The sequence below is a fragment of the Rhodococcus sp. 06-1474-1B genome, assembly GCF_002258885.1.
GTDB lineage: Bacteria > Actinomycetota > Actinomycetes > Mycobacteriales > Mycobacteriaceae > Rhodococcoides > Rhodococcoides fascians.
Genome location: NZ_NOYR01000019.1, coordinates 60,662 through 75,182 on the forward strand (window position 1 = coordinate 60,662; position 14,521 = coordinate 75,182).

The 14,521-nt window shown below is 63.2% G+C and carries 19 protein-coding genes; 5 read left to right on the top strand and 14 right to left on the bottom strand.

All coding sequences use genetic code 11. The features are described 5' to 3' along the window. The first annotated feature begins 65 nt into the window (after positions 1 to 65). Complete coding sequence (locus CH266_RS05605; RefSeq protein ID WP_051365061.1) at positions 66 to 1,070, top strand: alpha/beta hydrolase; 1,005 nt, start codon at positions 66 to 68, stop codon at positions 1,068 to 1,070. A 14-nt stretch (positions 1,071 to 1,084) separates the two neighbouring features. After that, positions 1,085 to 1,513 (top strand): SRPBCC family protein, encoded by a 429-nt coding sequence (locus tag CH266_RS05610; protein WP_027496068.1) that lies wholly within the window; start codon positions 1,085 to 1,087, stop codon positions 1,511 to 1,513. 3 nt (positions 1,514 to 1,516) lie between these two features. On the opposite strand, the gene rsmI is transcribed toward CH266_RS05610, so the two are convergent. Continuing rightward, positions 1,517 to 2,341: a 16S rRNA (cytidine(1402)-2'-O)-methyltransferase gene (gene rsmI, locus CH266_RS05615; protein WP_027496067.1), complete on the bottom strand. Its 825-nt coding sequence runs from the start codon at positions 2,339 to 2,341 to the stop codon at positions 1,517 to 1,519. A 107-nt stretch (positions 2,342 to 2,448) separates the two neighbouring features. Here rsmI and CH266_RS05620 point away from each other — a divergent pair, with 107 nt between their 5' ends. Further along, complete coding sequence (locus tag CH266_RS05620) at positions 2,449 to 3,960, top strand: dolichyl-phosphate-mannose--protein mannosyltransferase (RefSeq protein WP_094714988.1); 1,512 nt, start codon at positions 2,449 to 2,451, stop codon at positions 3,958 to 3,960. A gap of 23 nt (positions 3,961 to 3,983) precedes the next feature. On the opposite strand, the gene CH266_RS05625 is transcribed toward CH266_RS05620, so the two are convergent. The 3 genes from CH266_RS05625 to CH266_RS05635 form a co-directional block, all read right to left on the bottom strand. Next, entirely contained in the window at positions 3,984 to 4,406 is a 423-nt protein-coding gene (locus tag CH266_RS05625; RefSeq protein WP_027496065.1) for a DoxX family protein, read from the bottom strand. A gap of 69 nt (positions 4,407 to 4,475) precedes the next feature. Next, the gene (locus tag CH266_RS05630) at positions 4,476 to 4,844 is read right to left on the bottom strand and encodes a GntR family transcriptional regulator (RefSeq protein ID WP_027496064.1); all 369 of its coding nucleotides are present in this window, start codon (positions 4,842 to 4,844) and stop codon (positions 4,476 to 4,478) included. Between the two features lie 7 nt (positions 4,845 to 4,851). Further along, on the bottom strand, positions 4,852 to 5,520 hold the full coding sequence (locus tag CH266_RS05635) for an SDR family oxidoreductase (RefSeq protein WP_027496063.1): 669 nt from the start codon (positions 5,518 to 5,520) through the stop codon (positions 4,852 to 4,854). A gap of 63 nt (positions 5,521 to 5,583) precedes the next feature. Here CH266_RS05635 and arsC point away from each other — a divergent pair, with 63 nt between their 5' ends. Beyond that, positions 5,584 to 5,931 carry an arsenate reductase (glutaredoxin) gene (arsC, locus tag CH266_RS05640; protein ID WP_027496062.1) on the top strand — a complete coding sequence of 116 codons (348 nt, stop codon included), beginning with the start codon at positions 5,584 to 5,586 and terminating at the stop codon, positions 5,929 to 5,931. A 13-nt stretch (positions 5,932 to 5,944) separates the two neighbouring features. Here the strand turns inward: arsC and CH266_RS05645 are convergent, their stop codons facing one another. Beyond that, a complete protein-coding gene (locus CH266_RS05645) occupies positions 5,945 to 7,183 on the bottom strand; it encodes an arginine deiminase (RefSeq protein WP_027496061.1) in 1,239 nt (412 codons plus the stop codon). Positions 7,184 to 7,247: 64 nt separating this feature from the next. Here CH266_RS05645 and soxR point away from each other — a divergent pair, with 64 nt between their 5' ends. After that, positions 7,248 to 7,748, top strand: coding sequence for a redox-sensitive transcriptional activator SoxR (gene soxR / locus CH266_RS05650; protein ID WP_080731190.1), 501 nt, complete (start codon positions 7,248 to 7,250; stop codon positions 7,746 to 7,748). Here soxR and CH266_RS05655 read toward each other — a convergent pair. From CH266_RS05655 to CH266_RS05690, 9 genes are all read right to left on the bottom strand, one after another. After that, positions 7,664 to 8,566 (bottom strand): SDR family oxidoreductase, encoded by a 903-nt coding sequence (locus CH266_RS05655; RefSeq protein ID WP_032407705.1) that lies wholly within the window; start codon positions 8,564 to 8,566, stop codon positions 7,664 to 7,666. The two genes, soxR and CH266_RS05655, sit on opposite strands and share 85 nt — an antisense overlap. Positions 8,567 to 8,640: 74 nt before the next feature. After that, a complete protein-coding gene (locus tag CH266_RS25325; RefSeq protein WP_167329154.1) occupies positions 8,641 to 8,796 on the bottom strand; it encodes a hypothetical protein in 156 nt (51 codons plus the stop codon). Between the two features lie 57 nt (positions 8,797 to 8,853). After that, entirely contained in the window at positions 8,854 to 9,528 is a 675-nt protein-coding gene (locus CH266_RS05660; protein ID WP_027496059.1) for a ScbR family autoregulator-binding transcription factor, read from the bottom strand. Positions 9,529 to 9,718: 190 nt separating this feature from the next. Continuing rightward, positions 9,719 to 10,036, bottom strand: coding sequence for a GyrI-like domain-containing protein (locus CH266_RS05665; protein ID WP_228139163.1), 318 nt, complete (start codon positions 10,034 to 10,036; stop codon positions 9,719 to 9,721). A gap of 116 nt (positions 10,037 to 10,152) precedes the next feature. Further along, positions 10,153 to 10,605: a GyrI-like domain-containing protein gene (locus CH266_RS05670; protein ID WP_027496057.1), complete on the bottom strand. Its 453-nt coding sequence runs from the start codon at positions 10,603 to 10,605 to the stop codon at positions 10,153 to 10,155. A 163-nt stretch (positions 10,606 to 10,768) separates the two neighbouring features. Next, a complete protein-coding gene (locus CH266_RS05675; RefSeq protein ID WP_057473752.1) occupies positions 10,769 to 11,641 on the bottom strand; it encodes an SGNH/GDSL hydrolase family protein in 873 nt (290 codons plus the stop codon). Positions 11,642 to 11,861: 220 nt separating this feature from the next. Then, the gene (locus CH266_RS05680; RefSeq protein ID WP_162182895.1) at positions 11,862 to 12,746 is read right to left on the bottom strand and encodes a glycosyltransferase family 2 protein; all 885 of its coding nucleotides are present in this window, start codon (positions 12,744 to 12,746) and stop codon (positions 11,862 to 11,864) included. Positions 12,747 to 12,913: 167 nt separating this feature from the next. Then, positions 12,914 to 13,534 carry an acyltransferase gene (locus tag CH266_RS05685; protein ID WP_235580006.1) on the bottom strand — a complete coding sequence of 207 codons (621 nt, stop codon included), beginning with the start codon at positions 13,532 to 13,534 and terminating at the stop codon, positions 12,914 to 12,916. Next, entirely contained in the window at positions 13,531 to 14,373 is an 843-nt protein-coding gene (locus CH266_RS05690; protein WP_094714916.1) for a glycosyltransferase family 2 protein, read from the bottom strand. Before CH266_RS05690 ends, CH266_RS05685 begins: the two co-directional genes overlap by 4 nt. Positions 14,374 to 14,521 lie beyond the last annotated feature (148 nt).

Below are 14,521 nucleotides of genomic sequence, written 5' to 3' on the forward strand. Positions count from 1 at the left end.
GAACGGGATCCGACGCACGGCGCACACGCGCCCTGCAACAGCCAACGGGGATGGAGGCGACGGCTATGAATCCGGCGCTCACCGTAGTGAAAACGTCCGACGCGGCAGCCACTGCGCGCCGCCGCGATATCCGCGGAGCAAGTCTGCAGTCGCAGATCCTGTCCAAGTACCTGCAGTTCACCGTGCGCCCGTTCCTGACGGTGTGGGCGCAGGCACCGTCACTGCCGTGGCCGATGGGTTTGGTCGATTACGCGGGTCTGCTCGTCCCCCAGATCAGCGGCACCACCCGCAGTCGCGTCATGCTCTCCGAATGCGAGGCCGAATGGATTCGGGCCGAGGGCAGCGGAACCGATCGTGTCGTTCTGTACATGCACGGCGGCGCCTTCGTGTGCTGTGGACTGCGGACTCATCGGCGGATGACGTCACGCGTCTCCAAGAGCGTCGACGGCGCAGTCCTGTCGGTGAATTATCGCATGATGCCGCGTAACCCGATCGCACACGCCGTCGAGGACGGGGTCGACGCCTACCGCTTCCTCCTCGATTCCGGCTATCGCCCGGACCAGATCATCATGGGCGGGGATTCGGCGGGCGGATATCTCGCTTTCATGGTCACCTTGGCTCTGCGTACCGTCGGCCTTCCGGCACCTGCCGGCATCTTCACGATGTCGCCGCTGACCGACATGGATCCCACCGGCAAGCTCACCCACGAGAACGCGGACAAGTGTTCGGTGTTTCCGTCCAACGCCGTTCCCGCACTGACCGCCCTCGCCGATCGGGTCGACGCACGGATCGTCATCGAAGGTGAACGCGGCCCTCGGGTCTCACCGGTCGACGGTGATCTCGCCGGCCTGCCGCCGGTGCTGATCCAGGTCGGATCGACCGAAATGGTCTATGCCGACGCCGAACTCATGGCGGAGCGCCTCGCCGTCGCCGGCGTCGACTGCGAACTACAGGTCTTCGAGGATCAGGTGCACGTGTTCCAGGCCGCCGATTTCGTTCCCGAAGCGCGTCGCGCACTACGCGCCATCGGCGAGTTCGCCCGTAACGTCAGCCCCAGTACAGAAAGCTGAGATACCTTCTCCCCATGGCAGTCACAGTGAACAAGTCCGTCGACATCGAGGCGGACGCAGCGACAATTCTCGACGTCCTCGCCGACGTCGAAGGCATCCCCTCGTGGTCTCCCGTGCACAAGAAGTGCGAGGTGGTCGACCGCTTCGACGACGGTCGGCCGAACCACGTCAAGATGAAGGTCTCGATCATCGGTATCAACGACGAGCAATTGGTCCAGTACACCTGGAGCGAGAACGAGGTGTCGTGGAGCTTGGTGGAGAGCACCCAGCAGAAGGCCCAGGAAGGCCGATACACGTTGACGCCCAAGGGTAACGGGACGCACGTCGAATTCGAGCTGACCGTCGACCCGAAGGCTCCCCTGCCCGGCTTCCTCGTCAAGAAGGGCACCAAGACCATTCTCGAGGCAGCGACCGAAGGGCTACGCCAGCACGTGGTGGGCTGAGCGTCACTGATCCTTGCGGGCGGCGAGAACGGCCTCGTACACCTCGCGCTTGGACACGCCTGCGACGGCCACCTGAGCGCAGGCGTCCTTCAATCGCATGCCCGACGCCACCAGCGATTCCACCTCGGCCACGAGATCCTCGGGTTCCTCGGCGACGGCGACCGCTCCTTCGAGTACGACGGTGATCTCACCGCGCACTCCGTCACGTGCCCAGTCGAGCAGCTCCCCCAGTCCGCCGCGGCGGACCTCCTCGTAGGTCTTGGTGAGCTCTCGGCACACCGCAGCGCGGCGGTCTGGGCCGAGAACGTGCACCGCGTCCTCGAGACATGCGACGAGCCGATGCGGGGCCTCGAAGAAGACGATGGCACGCGGTTCGGCGAGCACCGACTGGAAATACGTGCGCCGCTGTCCCTGCTTGCGCGGGGCGAAGCCGTCGAAGCAGAAGCGCTCCACCGGCAGCCCCGACAGTGCGAGGGCGGTCGTGACGGCCGACGGCCCGGGCAGGCAGGTCACCGGCAGGTCGGCGTCGACGCAGGCCGCGACCAACCGGTAGCCCGGATCGCTCACCGACGGCATGCCCGCGTCGGTCACCAGCAGTACGGTCTTTCCCTCGGCGACGGCCTCGACCAGTGCGGGTAGCCGCGCCGTTTCGACCTGGTCGTAGAAACTGACGACCCTGCCCCCGATCGTCACGCCGAGGGAGGACGCCAGTTGTTTGGTGCGTCGGGTGTCTTCGGCGGCCACGACATCGGCACTACCGAGGGCATCACGCAGGCGCTGCGAGGCATCTCCGACGTCGCCCATCGGGGTGGCAGCAAGGATGAGCATGTCTCCAGTGTCTCCCATGCGGTGCAGCGGCGTGCCGCCCGCTCCGGAACACCGCCTACGATCGGTACGTGACCTTGCTGACCTCTGAGCGCTCCGGCGACCGGTCGATGGTCAGTCCCGGGCCAACCGTTGCCGCGCGCGACTGGTTCCACGACACCGATGTACGACGCGGTTGGATCGTCACCCTCGTCGTCACCGCCATCTGTGCGATCACCCGCTTCACGATGTTGCGCTACCCCACCGACGCCGGAACGCCGGTGTTCGACGAGAAGCACTACGCACCGCAGGGTTATCAGGTTTTCACCGGCGGCGGGCTCGAGGACAATCCGGCCTACGGACTGGTGGTGCACCCGCCGGTCGGCAAGCAGCTGATCGCCGTCGGCGAGGCGTTGTTCGGCTACAACGGTTGGGGATGGCGTTTTTCGTCCGCGGTTGCCGGAACACTGTTGGTACTGCTGGTGATTCGCATCGTCCGACGCCTCACCCACTCGACGCTCATCGGTGCGATCGCCGGAATCCTGCTCATCGTCGACGGTGTCACGTTCGTCAGCAGCCGTATCGGCATGCTGGACATCTTTCTGGCCCTGTTCGTCACCGCTGCTCTGGGTTGCCTGGTGGTAGACCGCGACGACGTGCGAAAGCGACTGTGGACGGTCCGAGCCGAGGGCCGCATGGACGTCAGCGATCTCGGCCCTCGAATGGGTGTGCGGTGGTGGCGTTTCGGCGCCGGCGTCATGCTGGGTCTCGCATGTGGCACCAAGTGGTCGGGTCTGTATTTCATCGCGTTCTTCGGCTTGCTGAGCGTGGCGTTCGACCTGGCTGCTCGTCGCTCGTACGGGGTTCGCCGACCGTGGCGCGGAACTGCGGTGCGCGACATCGGACCCGCGCTGTACGCGCTGGTGATCGTTCCGATCGCCGTGTACCTGATGACGTACTGGGCGTGGTTCACCTCCGAGACCGGTGTCGACCGACACGAGGTGGGCAACGGAATCGGTTTCGGCGGACCGTTCTCCTTCGTCCCCGGTGCCCTGCGGTCGCTCTGGTACTACAGCGGCAGTGTGCTCGATTTCCATGAGGGACTGACCAATTCGGCAGGTAATCGGCACCCGTGGGAATCCAAGCCGTGGACGTGGCCGATGGGCCTACGCCCCATGCTGTACTACTTCGCCGACGGCGAGAGCGTGTCGGGTTGCTCGGCGTCGTCGTGCGTGAAGGCGATCATGCTGATCGGCACGCCCGCGATGTGGTGGTTGGCCTTGCCGATGCTCGCCTGGACGCTGTGGTCCGTTCTCGTACGACGAGATTGGCGCTACGCCACGGTTCTCGTCGGTTACGGTGCCGCACTGTTGCCCTGGTTCGCGACCCTCGATCGGCAGATGTACTACTTCTATGCGGTGGCGCTCGCGCCGTTCATGGTGATGGGCTTCGCGCTGGTACTGGGCGACATCATCGGAAAAGCGAGCGCCTCGGCCGAGAGACGCGGCACCGGACTGCTTCTGGTGTGCCTGTACATCGCGGTGGTGATCGCCAACTTCGTGTGGCTGTGGCCGATCCTCACCGCGATGCCGATCACCCCGCAGATGTGGCAGGAACAATTGTGGTTACCGAGTTGGCGCTGAGCGCCCACTCGGCTCGCTACCGACTACTGCAGAATTGCGGTCTTGCCCTTGGTGATTCCGTCGATGCTGATGCGACCGGCACCGAACGCCGCGAGCATCAGTGCGCCGACGCCGAGAGCGACGACGAGCTCGTAGCCGTTTTCGGTGGCGAACACCCCGTTCTCGAAGTGGACGAGGAATGCAGCTCCCAACATATCGGCGAACAGCAGCAGACCGGCGATCGGAGTGAAGATGCCGAGAACCAATGCGCCGCCGCCGATGAGCTCGACGAACGTTGCGAAGTAGGCAGACGCCGTGGGTACCGGAATGTTCATCGCCTCGAAGCTGGCAGCAGTGCCGTCGAGGCCGAAGGTGTTGAGCTTCTGCCACCCGTGGGCGATGAAGACGACTCCCAGGCCGATACGGGCTACGAGGGCGACGGCGTCACGGACGAGTGTTGAGTTCATTGATAGGCATCCTTCTGGCGCGGCTGAATGGGCAGCACCACCCTGACAGAAGGAGGTTGAAGCGTCAACTTACCGGCCGCCTGCCCCTTTCAGAGCAGCTTCGAGAAACGTTCGCGCCTGGTCGTCGTCGAGGCCGATAGATCTGACGGCCCGGACGAATTCCGTTGCGGCCCTGGCTGCAATATCTCGTGACGGGTCACCGCCGGACGCCACGAACGATCCGGACCTACCCCGCGTCTCGATGATTCCCTGCTGTTCGAGCTCCCGGTAGGTCTTCGCCACCGTGTTCGGCGCGATCTTCAGCTCTTCGGCAAGCCCACGTACCGTGGGGATCTTTGTTCCGGCGATGAGATCCCCGGACCGCACCAATCCCAGAATCTGCATCCGCAATTGCTCGAACACCGGGGTCGTGTTCGACGGATCGATGCTTACGCGCACGATCGCCTCATCGAACCGCGTCGACAGCGTCGGCGATGGACGTCGATCCGGACGTGAGCATCAGCGTTTTGCCGATGGCACTGCCGGTGTCGATCAGACGGGCGACGACCGCTGCCACGTCGGCACGGGTCACCTCGCCCGGGTCGAGTGGAGGCTCGGTGAGCGAAACCGAGTCCGTCGCATCCTCGTCGGTCAGCTTGCCGGGGCGAAGAACGGTCCAGTCCAAGCCCGCGCGGGACGAAACATCTTCTTCCGCAGCAGTTTTGGCTCGGATGTATGCTTTCCATCCCTCGTCGAGGTCGTCCGCGACCGGCTCACCGGCCCCGAAGGAACTGATCAGCACGTAGCGGCGAACGCCGGCCTTCTCGGCGGCATCGGCCAACAACACCGCACCGGCCCGGTCGACGGTGTCCTTGCGCTCGGGACCGCTGTTGGGACCTGCACCGGCCGCGAACACCACTGCGTCGGCACCGGAGAGAACGTCGGCCAACTCGTCGACGGACGCAGACTCCAGATCGATGACCTGCGGCAGCGCACCGAGGGCCGTGACGGCATCGACGTGATCGCTGTTGCGAATGAGCGACACAGCGCGGTCACCGTGCGCCGTGAGAACCTGCGTGAGATGTTGGGCGATCTGGCCGTGCCCACCTGCAATGACAATGCGCTTGTCGGTCATGCGACTACTCCCGTTCCTGACGTGATCTGTCGCGTTGGCTACCCGCGTGACAGGATTGCAAACATGACCCGGGCCGCAACCATCTATCACAACCCACGCTGCAACACCTCCCGCACCGTTCTGAAGACGATCGAGGATGCGGGCATCGTCCCCCAGGTCGTCAAGTACCTCGAGACGCCGCCGACCGAAGACGAACTCCGCACGCTGCTCGCCGACGCGGGACTCTCACCACGTCAGGCTGTTCGAACCCGAGAGAGCATCTACAAAGAACTCGAACTGGCGGAGGCCGACGACGAGACCTTGATCGCGGCGATGGCGGCGCACCCCATTCTGATCGAACGCCCGATCGTGGTCACCGACAAGGGAACCGTGTTGGCTCGCCCCGCCGACAAGGTCCTCGCCGTCCTGTAGAAACGCCTGTCGGTCAAAGCCTTTCGCGAGACACCGGGCACGACATACACCGGGGGCCACCCCGGCCCGAGCCCAACTCGGACCCGGAGATTCGCAACACCTCGATGCCCGACGCCTCGAGCCGCGCATTGGTCTCGACGTTGCGCTCGTAGGCAACGACCACCCCCGGGGAGATCGCGAGGGTGTTGTTGCCGTCGTCCCATTGCTCGCGTTCGGCGGTCACATGATCGAGTCCGGTGTCGATCAACCGGAGTTTGCCGATTCCCATCGCATCGGCAGCGGCTTCGAGGAACGGGTCGGCGCCGCGAATACTGACGCCGGCATCCTCGCGGTGAATCGTGAACGCGGACAACGTGTCCTGAATAGCCGGATACATCACGACCGCGTCGGTGTCGACCATGGTGCAGACGGTGTCCAGATGCATGGACGCACGCTCCTGCGCGATCGGCACCACCAACACGCTGTGCGCCAGATCGTCCTCGAAGAGACTGCGTGCCAACGCTTCTGCGCCCGCAGGGGTGGTGCGCTCCCCCACACCCACCGCGACCACTCCAGGAGCGAGCAGCAACACGTCACCGCCTTCGACCGGAGCGGTACGGGATTCGTACGCACGTCGCACGCCTTTGAACATGGGATGGAATGCGTAGATCAAGTCGGTCAGCGACGTTTCCCGTACTCGCGCAGGCAAGGCGAGGGAGGTGATCGCCACTCGGTTGTCGATCCAGAACGACGAGTCACGGGTGAACAGCAGATTGGGCAGCGGATCGATGACGAAGTCGCCCCCGTGATGCATGCGGCGAACCAGCGAGGCACCACTGGGCTCGGCCTCACCGGACTCGGCTTCGAGCAACTCGTCGAATGTCATGCCCGCCATCAGGATCTGAGCCAGTTCGGCTGCCGGGATACCGCGCAGGTACTGGGCGAGATCCTCGGCGAGAGCCCGTCCGAGCCGTCGAGCGTCGACGGCAGCCGAGATGCCCTGCATCCGAGCGGCACCGCTGACCGTCATCGCTTCGGTGAGAAGTTCGCCGAGCAGCAGCACCGTCACGCCGCGGCTGCGGAGCAACTCCGCGAACGCATCGTGCTCGTCCTGTGCCCGGTCCACCCACGGCAATCCGTCGAACAGCAGTTGGTCGTTGTTTCTCGGAGTCAGGCGCCGCAGCTCGTCGCCCGGGCGGTGCAGCATCACAGTGCGGAGCACACCTACCTCGGAATTGGCTCCCAACGGGCCCGCAGCGGAGTCGACGCTCATGAACGAACGGTAAACCCATTCGTCGTTCAGCGCTGGCATCCGGACCTGAAGTAATGTCGAGGTCGTGCCGATGCCCGAGTGGAACGTCCGTGAACTGACTCCAGGCCAGCTGTCGGAGCGCAGCGGCGTCGCCGTGTCCGCGTTGCATTTCTACGAGAAGCAGGGCTTGATCAGCAGTCGACGAACATCGGGCAACCAGCGCAGGTTTCACCGCGAGACTTTGCGCAGAGTGGCGTTCATTCGTATCTCGCAGAAGGTGGGAATCCCTCTCGCGACCATCCGTCAGGCGTTGAGCGAACTTCCGGACGAGCGAACGCCCACCCGCGAGGACTGGGTCAGGCTGTCGACGCGGTGGCATCGCGAACTGGACTCGCGTATCGAGCAGTTGGTTCGCTTACGGGACGATCTGACCGGGTGCATCGGCTGTGGTTGTCTGTCGTTGGCCGGCTGCGCTCTGGCCAACCCGCACGACCGGCTCTCCTACTCCGGCCCCGGTGCCCGCACACTGGACGTCGACTTCGACGCCCCGTCGGTGCGACGCGGCTCGAGCAGTTTGGAGAACTGATCGTTCGCTCGTTGCAGCACGAACTCGTACGGTGGCGCGAACTTTCGCGAGATCCAGTAACCGAAGCGAATGTCGTTGGAGGAGTACACGAGGTACTTGCGTTTGGCGATACCGGCGAGAATCGCATCGGCCACGACCGACGGTTCGACAGCACGCTTCTCGAACCGGTGCTGCAGCTTCTGCACCCGAGGATCGTCTCGATCGATACCGGCGATCTGCAGCGTCTGCACCAGGCCGGTCTTGACCCCACCGGGCACGACGAGGCTGACGCCGATTCCGTGACGTTTGAGGTCGTATCGAAGAACTTCGGACACGCCACGAAGGCCGTACTTGCTGGCGCTGTACGCAGCGTGCCAGGGCAGAGGAATCAATCCCGCCGCGGACGAGACGTTGACCAGATGCCCACCGCGGCCCGCCTCGATCATCGGCGGGAGGAATTTCTCGATGACATGGATGGGACCCATGAGATTGACATCGACCATGGACTTCCAATGCCGATGCTCCAGATTCTCGACGGTGCCCCACGCCGAGATGCCCGCGACGTTCATCACGACGTCGAGGCTGCCGAACTCGGCGTGAATATCGTCCGCGAAGGCGGTGACCGCTTCGAAATCGGAGACGTCGAAGGGCAAGGAGTGGCTGACCGTGCCGCCCGCTCGACCGACCAGGTCCACGGTCTCGGCAAGCCCGGAGGCGTTGATGTCGGTCAGGAACAGTTCAGCTCCCACAGCTGCAGCCGCGATGGCCGTCGCCCGGCCGATTCCGCTGCCCGCTCCCGTGATCAACGTCTTCTTGCCGCGCAGATCGTATGTAGCCATCGAAGCTTGTTCCCCCACCGGTTGCCACGTGTCAGGTCGATTCCGACCCTACGCGGTGACGACCGACAGGGCCGTCACAATCTCTGCGACATCTCGTCTCGGTAATCGGCGACGGTGTTTTCGATACGCGTCGCCTCGTCGTCGGCACCTCGTTTTCGCGCGTCGTCCGCGCGGTGCTGCAGAGTGCCGATCGCTTTCCGGAGCTCGTTGTCCGACATTCTGTGTTCCATGTCACACAGTGTGCGCCTCGCATCGGCGCGCAGCAAGTACCCCGGGCGACGAGAACGTCAGACGGTGACCGAGCTCGAATCGATGTTCTCGCGCACGAAGCTCGAGAGGCTGCGAGCTGCGAATTCTCGGAAGTAGGCCAGCTTGTCGGCAGGCACCAACGACGGCAGCACGGTGTTCCACACCTTCTCCATACGAGACGGCGCATCCTCCAGACGCGACTGCGCCTCGGACACCATCAGAACCCCGGCCAGCATTTCGCACACCAGCAGTGCCGCGTTGCCTGCGTCCAGGTGGTCGGCGACGTCGCCGTGCTCGATGGCCCGCTCGAAAAGATGCTCGAAGATGTTGCCCCAGGTGCCGAACACGCTTCCGCGAGCGGTGTCGGACCCGTCGATCTCCATCTGCAACCGGTACATCACACGAACGAGCGGATCCGACGCTGCCAGTTCGAGAACCGAGTACGAGATTCCGATGACGGACTCGAGGGCTGGGCTGCGGCTGTCCACCAGCCCCGCGCAGGCCGTGGACACGCGCTCGTGACCTTCGTCGACGATGGCGCGAGCGAGTTCTTCCTTGGACGCGAAATGGAAGTACAACGCGCCCTTGGTCACGCCGGACTGCGCCGACACCTGACTCAGCGTGGCATTGGCATGCCCGACGTCGAGGAAGAGATCTGCTGCAGCGCGCAGCGCCGCCGCGCGAGTGGCTTCGGCCCTGAGTTGTCTCACCATGTTGCTACACCCCTGCTCAGTCGATCCTGCGATGACATCGACACCTTGTGGTACGCGCTGGCTCCCGGGTGCTGAACCCACGAACTCGAATTCACGTTCCCTATACGGGCTTGTCAGCGCTCGCCAATAGTAACCGGTTCGTCGGCGATTTTGTGATTCGAAAGTGACAAATACATGAAGAAGACCTCGTTTACAAAACGATCGAAACGAAAAGTTCCACTTCTCCAGCATTCGTAACGACTTCTACTTCCTCGGCGTAAGCACGGAATAGCGTCCCGGATCGAACGCACTCGTCGACTTGCGCCCAGACGTCTTCGATCGGATCCGCGAGACCACCACTGGGCACGAACACTGCAAACACACCAGTCGGTATGGATACGAACACATCTCCCACAGCGACGTCACTCGGAGAGTCCAGCGGGACACCGACGAGTGCATTGACGGTGCCGTGCGCATCGGGGACATACACGGTGGTCACCTCCGTGGCGTCGATGTTCTTCTCGCGCACACGATCTCGGAGGAATCCCATCCATTCGCTGCAACTGGCCTCGGCACCGGGCTCCACCCGCGGTGCCACCAACCCACCGAACAATTCGGCACTGCGCGCGGTGATCCGAAAGCTCATCACGAACCGCCGGGCTGCGTGATGGCCAAATACAGGTCGACTTTGTAGGCGTGCGGGTAGCACTCGTAATCACCGGTGAACGATCGCACTATCTCCCCGTTCTCCTCGGCGTGATCGATCTGATTCCACAATCGAGTGAGAACGTCGGGAAAGTAACCCACCGCGGAGAATCGGGCATATTTTGCAGACGGCACTTTTGCGATCAAATGCCCACGCGTCACCTGCCCGAGCGACGAGCACTGGTAACCGACTATCTGTGTATTGTACGATCCGATTCCAGGGGCGAAGTCCGTGTAGATCGACGCAAGCGGTCCGGCAGTCTCCTGATTGAGCACTGCGGACCACGCCTGGTTGAGGGCAGGATCGTTCAACCGCCCGAGTGCTCGTTTGGGACTGCGAACGGGGAGACCGGCGACCCACGTTTCGGGGAGGTCGACGATCTCGAACGACATTCACACTCCGTATGGAAGTTGCAGGGGCAGATCCAGCGCTCGGATCGTCGGTTCACGATATAACCCGTCAATCTACCGGGCCGACCGGTACGCAGATGATCGTTTGTTCAACAGGATGTGTCACTGGGTCTTGTCCCCGCGCATTGTGACCGACGAAGCGACGTCACCGACCGATTGCGTCGAGCACCAATCCCGCCATCGCAGCGCTGCCCAGCGGGGTCGGATGCAAGAACGGTGTCGGACCGAACGTCATCGAGCCCGTGAACCAGCGCTCTGCAATCGGTGCACATGCGTCGTGGCCGACGGCCGGCCCCGCCACATCGACGAACGTCGCCCCATGTCTGACGGCACTGTCTCGAAGCACGGAATCGAACCGGACGAAGAAATCCTGCACGAACGCCGCGTCGGCACCGTGCAGATTCGAGTCCGGGAAACAGCCCTGATGGTCGAAGTAACCACCGTGACCCACCAGCACGACGACGGCGTGTGGTGAACGCTGCGTAATCGCGTCGAGTACGCCGTCCAACACCGGCCCCAGCTCCCCCAGCCTCTGGTCTATCTCCTGGAGGACCACGGGGTTGTTTCGGCACCGAGGATCTTCCTGCGGCACAGGTTGCAGGCACGGCCCGATCAACTGCGCCCAATTCAGGTCGTTGCCGCCTATCGAAAGGGTCACCAGCGTCGTATGAGGCCGCAGTGCATCGATCTGAACCGGGACACGATGAGGCAGTGGCGTGTACGTGCTCTGCGGCGTGGACACGACGTGTGCGCTCGTCGCCCCACTGCACGCGACGCTGGCGAAGGACACAGGGTGCAGTGCGCTCGCGATCATGGCCGGATACGCCGCGTCGGATCGTCCACAACCGTCTCCGCCGGCATAGGACAACCACGCGGGCCCGGCAGCCCCGGAGTCGCCCAGAGCGACGTAGTGGACGGGGTTGTCGACGACGACGTCCGCCGACGCAGTCCCGACGAGCTGTCCCGTCAGCAGAGACAAGGCAAGACCGACGACGAACGTCCGAACATCGAAGCGCACGACACGCCCCCGCCTGCTATGCGGCCGCCCGACCGGCCACCCCGACTCGACTCTCGGATACCCGCGGGTCGAAGAACTACGAGACAGTAACACCGCGTCGGCGATCACGCGGGCCTGTATCGAACCGTGGGGCCGGTTCCGGGGGCGGCAGCAGATACAGCGAGTAGATCGGCGCTACCGACCGGACAATCGTCGCGTACCGCTCGAATCAGCCGTGAATTTACTCGGCCGACGCCGTGGTGGCATATTCGCCATCGCGAACAGGTGACGAATATTGTTGCGATGTCACGCCCTCGTTCGAATGCGACACCGGCAGAATTCGCGGCTCGCATCCGGACAAAATTCGAGTCAACGGCCAATGCACGGTATGCAGAATCATGTCCGCGATCAACAGTCGACGCAGCGCCTTGTTCGCCAAATCGTGGTGGGCCCATGTTCGGTAGGAACTCAGCACATAATGACGATATTCGAGGGGCGGAGTCAGCAGCCGCCGACCGGACACCTCGACGCACATCGTTTTGATCAGCGCGATCTGGAGACCGACGCGGTACAGGCACAGCGAGAGATCGATATCCTCGTGCAGGTCGGTACGCAGACTCACGCGGTCGCGGGCGGCTTCCCAAGCGGAGCGGCGAATGGCGAAGTTGTTACCCGAGGCCGCCGAGACCCGTAACTCGTCGGGTTTGCGCTTGGTGGAGTAGTCCACGTACGCGCCGTACGGTGCAGCCCACGGGGAGTCGTACAGGTAGATCGGCCCGGTCACCGCCGCGTAGTCCAGTCTGCGGTCGAAGAAATCCAGAATCGACTCGGCCCAATCCGGAGCTACCCGAGTGTCCGCATCGATACGTCCGATGATGGATCCTTCGGCCCGATCGAAACCGGCGTTGCGCGCATGAACGACGCCTCGCTTCGACTCCCGGACCAGAACTATCTCCGGAAACCGGCGGCTGTAGCTCGCTACCACGCCGGCGGTATCGTCGGTGGAATTGTTGTCCACCACGATTATTTCGTGAATGTGTTCACGTTGCGCCAATAAAGCGTCCAGGCATCCACCCAAATGCGCCTGTTCGTCGAATGCGGGCACAACAACAGAAAGAGTGTTCACAACGCCAACCCCTGACACCTTTTTGGCAATGCGTAGCTCGACAATTTCCGAAGCGAATGCAAAGAGTGCCGAGCCTCTGACGCAGATGATGCTACATCATCAATTCGACGAAATAAGTCGTCCAATTTCGGATCGATAATAGCCTTTTGTCGATATCGACAAGCGCTTTATCGATCGTTCGTCAGAGTATTGCTCTCGAAATCAGGCGTCGCGCCCGCTATGGCTCGCGCGTCGGGTAGATCGTTCAACTCCCGGCGACGAGCGGCTGGACTGCCGACGTACACCGCGTCCGGTTCGCAATCCTTGGTCACCAACGAGTTCGCCCCGATGATGCATCCCTCACCGATGCGGACCCCGGGCATGATCACCACACCGGACCCGATCCACGTGCCTCGCCCGATGGTGACCGACTCGCCCCTCAGCAAGCCTGCCCGTCGCCACGACGGTCCGACGTCATGGGTACTGGTGATGATCCGAACGTGGTCCGCCAGGAACACATCGTCACCGATCACGATGTCGGCAACAGTGTCGAAGTGGCACCCGAAATTCACGAAGACCCCGGTGCCCATCCGTACCGACCCGCGACCCTGGATCATCGCGCCGCCGTATATCAAGCACGGCCCGTCCGTCCGGACTCCCGCCGGCCGCAGCAAGGTCGCCCGCAGTACCGCCGGAACGAACGGCAGGTTCGCCACCGACACGAGGGTTGCCTGACGCATCTGAAAGAGGGCCCACTTGACGTTCGACGAGTCGCTCGCCCAGGTCGGGATCAGGGAGCGCAGGTTCACGCGGCCTCTCGCATCCGTTCGTCGGAGAGCGCACGGTCGTCGACGGGTAGCGCGCGCGAGGGCACCGCCGAGAACATTCTCGAGATGGGCCAGCGCAGCGTGTGCAGGAGCCAATCGATCGCAACGATCCGGGCCAGCTTGGCCGATGCGAGCCCGTGCTCCTTGTAGGAGCGGTAGCCCGCGATCGCGTAGTTCACGTACTTCACCGGAGAGGTAGCCGATCGCCGGCCGGAGACCGCAGCCTTCATACGGCCGTTCTGAGCAAGCGGCAACTTCTTGCCGACCAACGACAAGCACAGATCGATGTCCTCGTGCACGCAGGTCTTGTCGCTGACGACATCCCGAACCTCGTGCCAAGCAGATGCGCGGATTGCGAAATTGTTGCCCGATACCGCCAAGGCGCTGCGCACCGACGGGTCGCGCTGCTCCGCTCGAGCATGTTGCCACGCCAGAGGCCGGGCCCACGGCGACTCGTACAAGTAGGTTCGCCCGCCCGCTGCCGCAACCGTGGAGTGCTCTCCGAAGAATTCGATGATGGAGCGTGCCCACCCGGGCCGGACGCGCGTATCGGCGTCTATGCGGCCGATGATGGACGACTGCACGAGATCGAAGCCTGTGTTCCGGGCATGCACGACGCCCCGATTCGGCTCGTGCACCAACTGCACCTTGTCATTGACCTCGCACAGGGTCTCGACCAGATCGAGCGTCCCGTCGGTCGAGCCGTTGTCCACCACGACGATACGGTCTATGCAGTTTCCCTGATCGAGCAGCAGATTCAAGCATTCGCCGATGTGGTCGACCTCGTCGAGCACCGGAATTACCACACTGAGAGTGTTCATTTCGATCCCCTGATTGAATTCGACACCTACCGAACGCGCAGGCACGCGTATAAAGATACGACATCAGCCACGCGAACACTAAAGTCAGCCGAAGAAGCAGCCCCAGCTCAGAGCGCCGAAAACTGCAGCGTGACGCGATTATCGGCGC

Bases quoted from the DNA above. Each gene is read 5' to 3' on its own strand.
- CH266_RS05605 (WP_051365061.1), top strand. From the start codon at position 66: ATGAATCCGGCGCTCACCGTAGTGAAAACGTCCGACGCGGCAGCCACT.
- CH266_RS05610 (WP_027496068.1), top strand. From the start codon at position 1,085: ATGGCAGTCACAGTGAACAAGTCCGTCGACATCGAGGCGGACGCAGCG.
- rsmI (WP_027496067.1), bottom strand. From the start codon at position 2,341: ATGCTCATCCTTGCTGCCACCCCGATGGGCGACGTCGGAGATGCCTCG.
- CH266_RS05620 (WP_094714988.1), top strand. From the start codon at position 2,449: ATGGTCAGTCCCGGGCCAACCGTTGCCGCGCGCGACTGGTTCCACGAC.
- CH266_RS05625 (WP_027496065.1), bottom strand. From the start codon at position 4,406: ATGAACTCAACACTCGTCCGTGACGCCGTCGCCCTCGTAGCCCGTATC.
- CH266_RS05635 (WP_027496063.1), bottom strand. From the start codon at position 5,520: ATGACCGACAAGCGCATTGTCATTGCAGGTGGGCACGGCCAGATCGCC.
- arsC (WP_027496062.1), top strand. From the start codon at position 5,584: ATGACCCGGGCCGCAACCATCTATCACAACCCACGCTGCAACACCTCC.
- CH266_RS05645 (WP_027496061.1), bottom strand. From the start codon at position 7,183: ATGAGCGTCGACTCCGCTGCGGGCCCGTTGGGAGCCAATTCCGAGGTA.
- CH266_RS05655 (WP_032407705.1), bottom strand. From the start codon at position 8,566: ATGGCTACATACGATCTGCGCGGCAAGAAGACGTTGATCACGGGAGCG.
- CH266_RS25325 (WP_167329154.1), bottom strand. From the start codon at position 8,796: ATGGAACACAGAATGTCGGACAACGAGCTCCGGAAAGCGATCGGCACT.
- CH266_RS05660 (WP_027496059.1), bottom strand. From the start codon at position 9,528: ATGGTGAGACAACTCAGGGCCGAAGCCACTCGCGCGGCGGCGCTGCGC.
- CH266_RS05670 (WP_027496057.1), bottom strand. From the start codon at position 10,605: ATGTCGTTCGAGATCGTCGACCTCCCCGAAACGTGGGTCGCCGGTCTC.
- CH266_RS05690 (WP_094714916.1), bottom strand. From the start codon at position 14,373: ATGAACACTCTCAGTGTGGTAATTCCGGTGCTCGACGAGGTCGACCAC.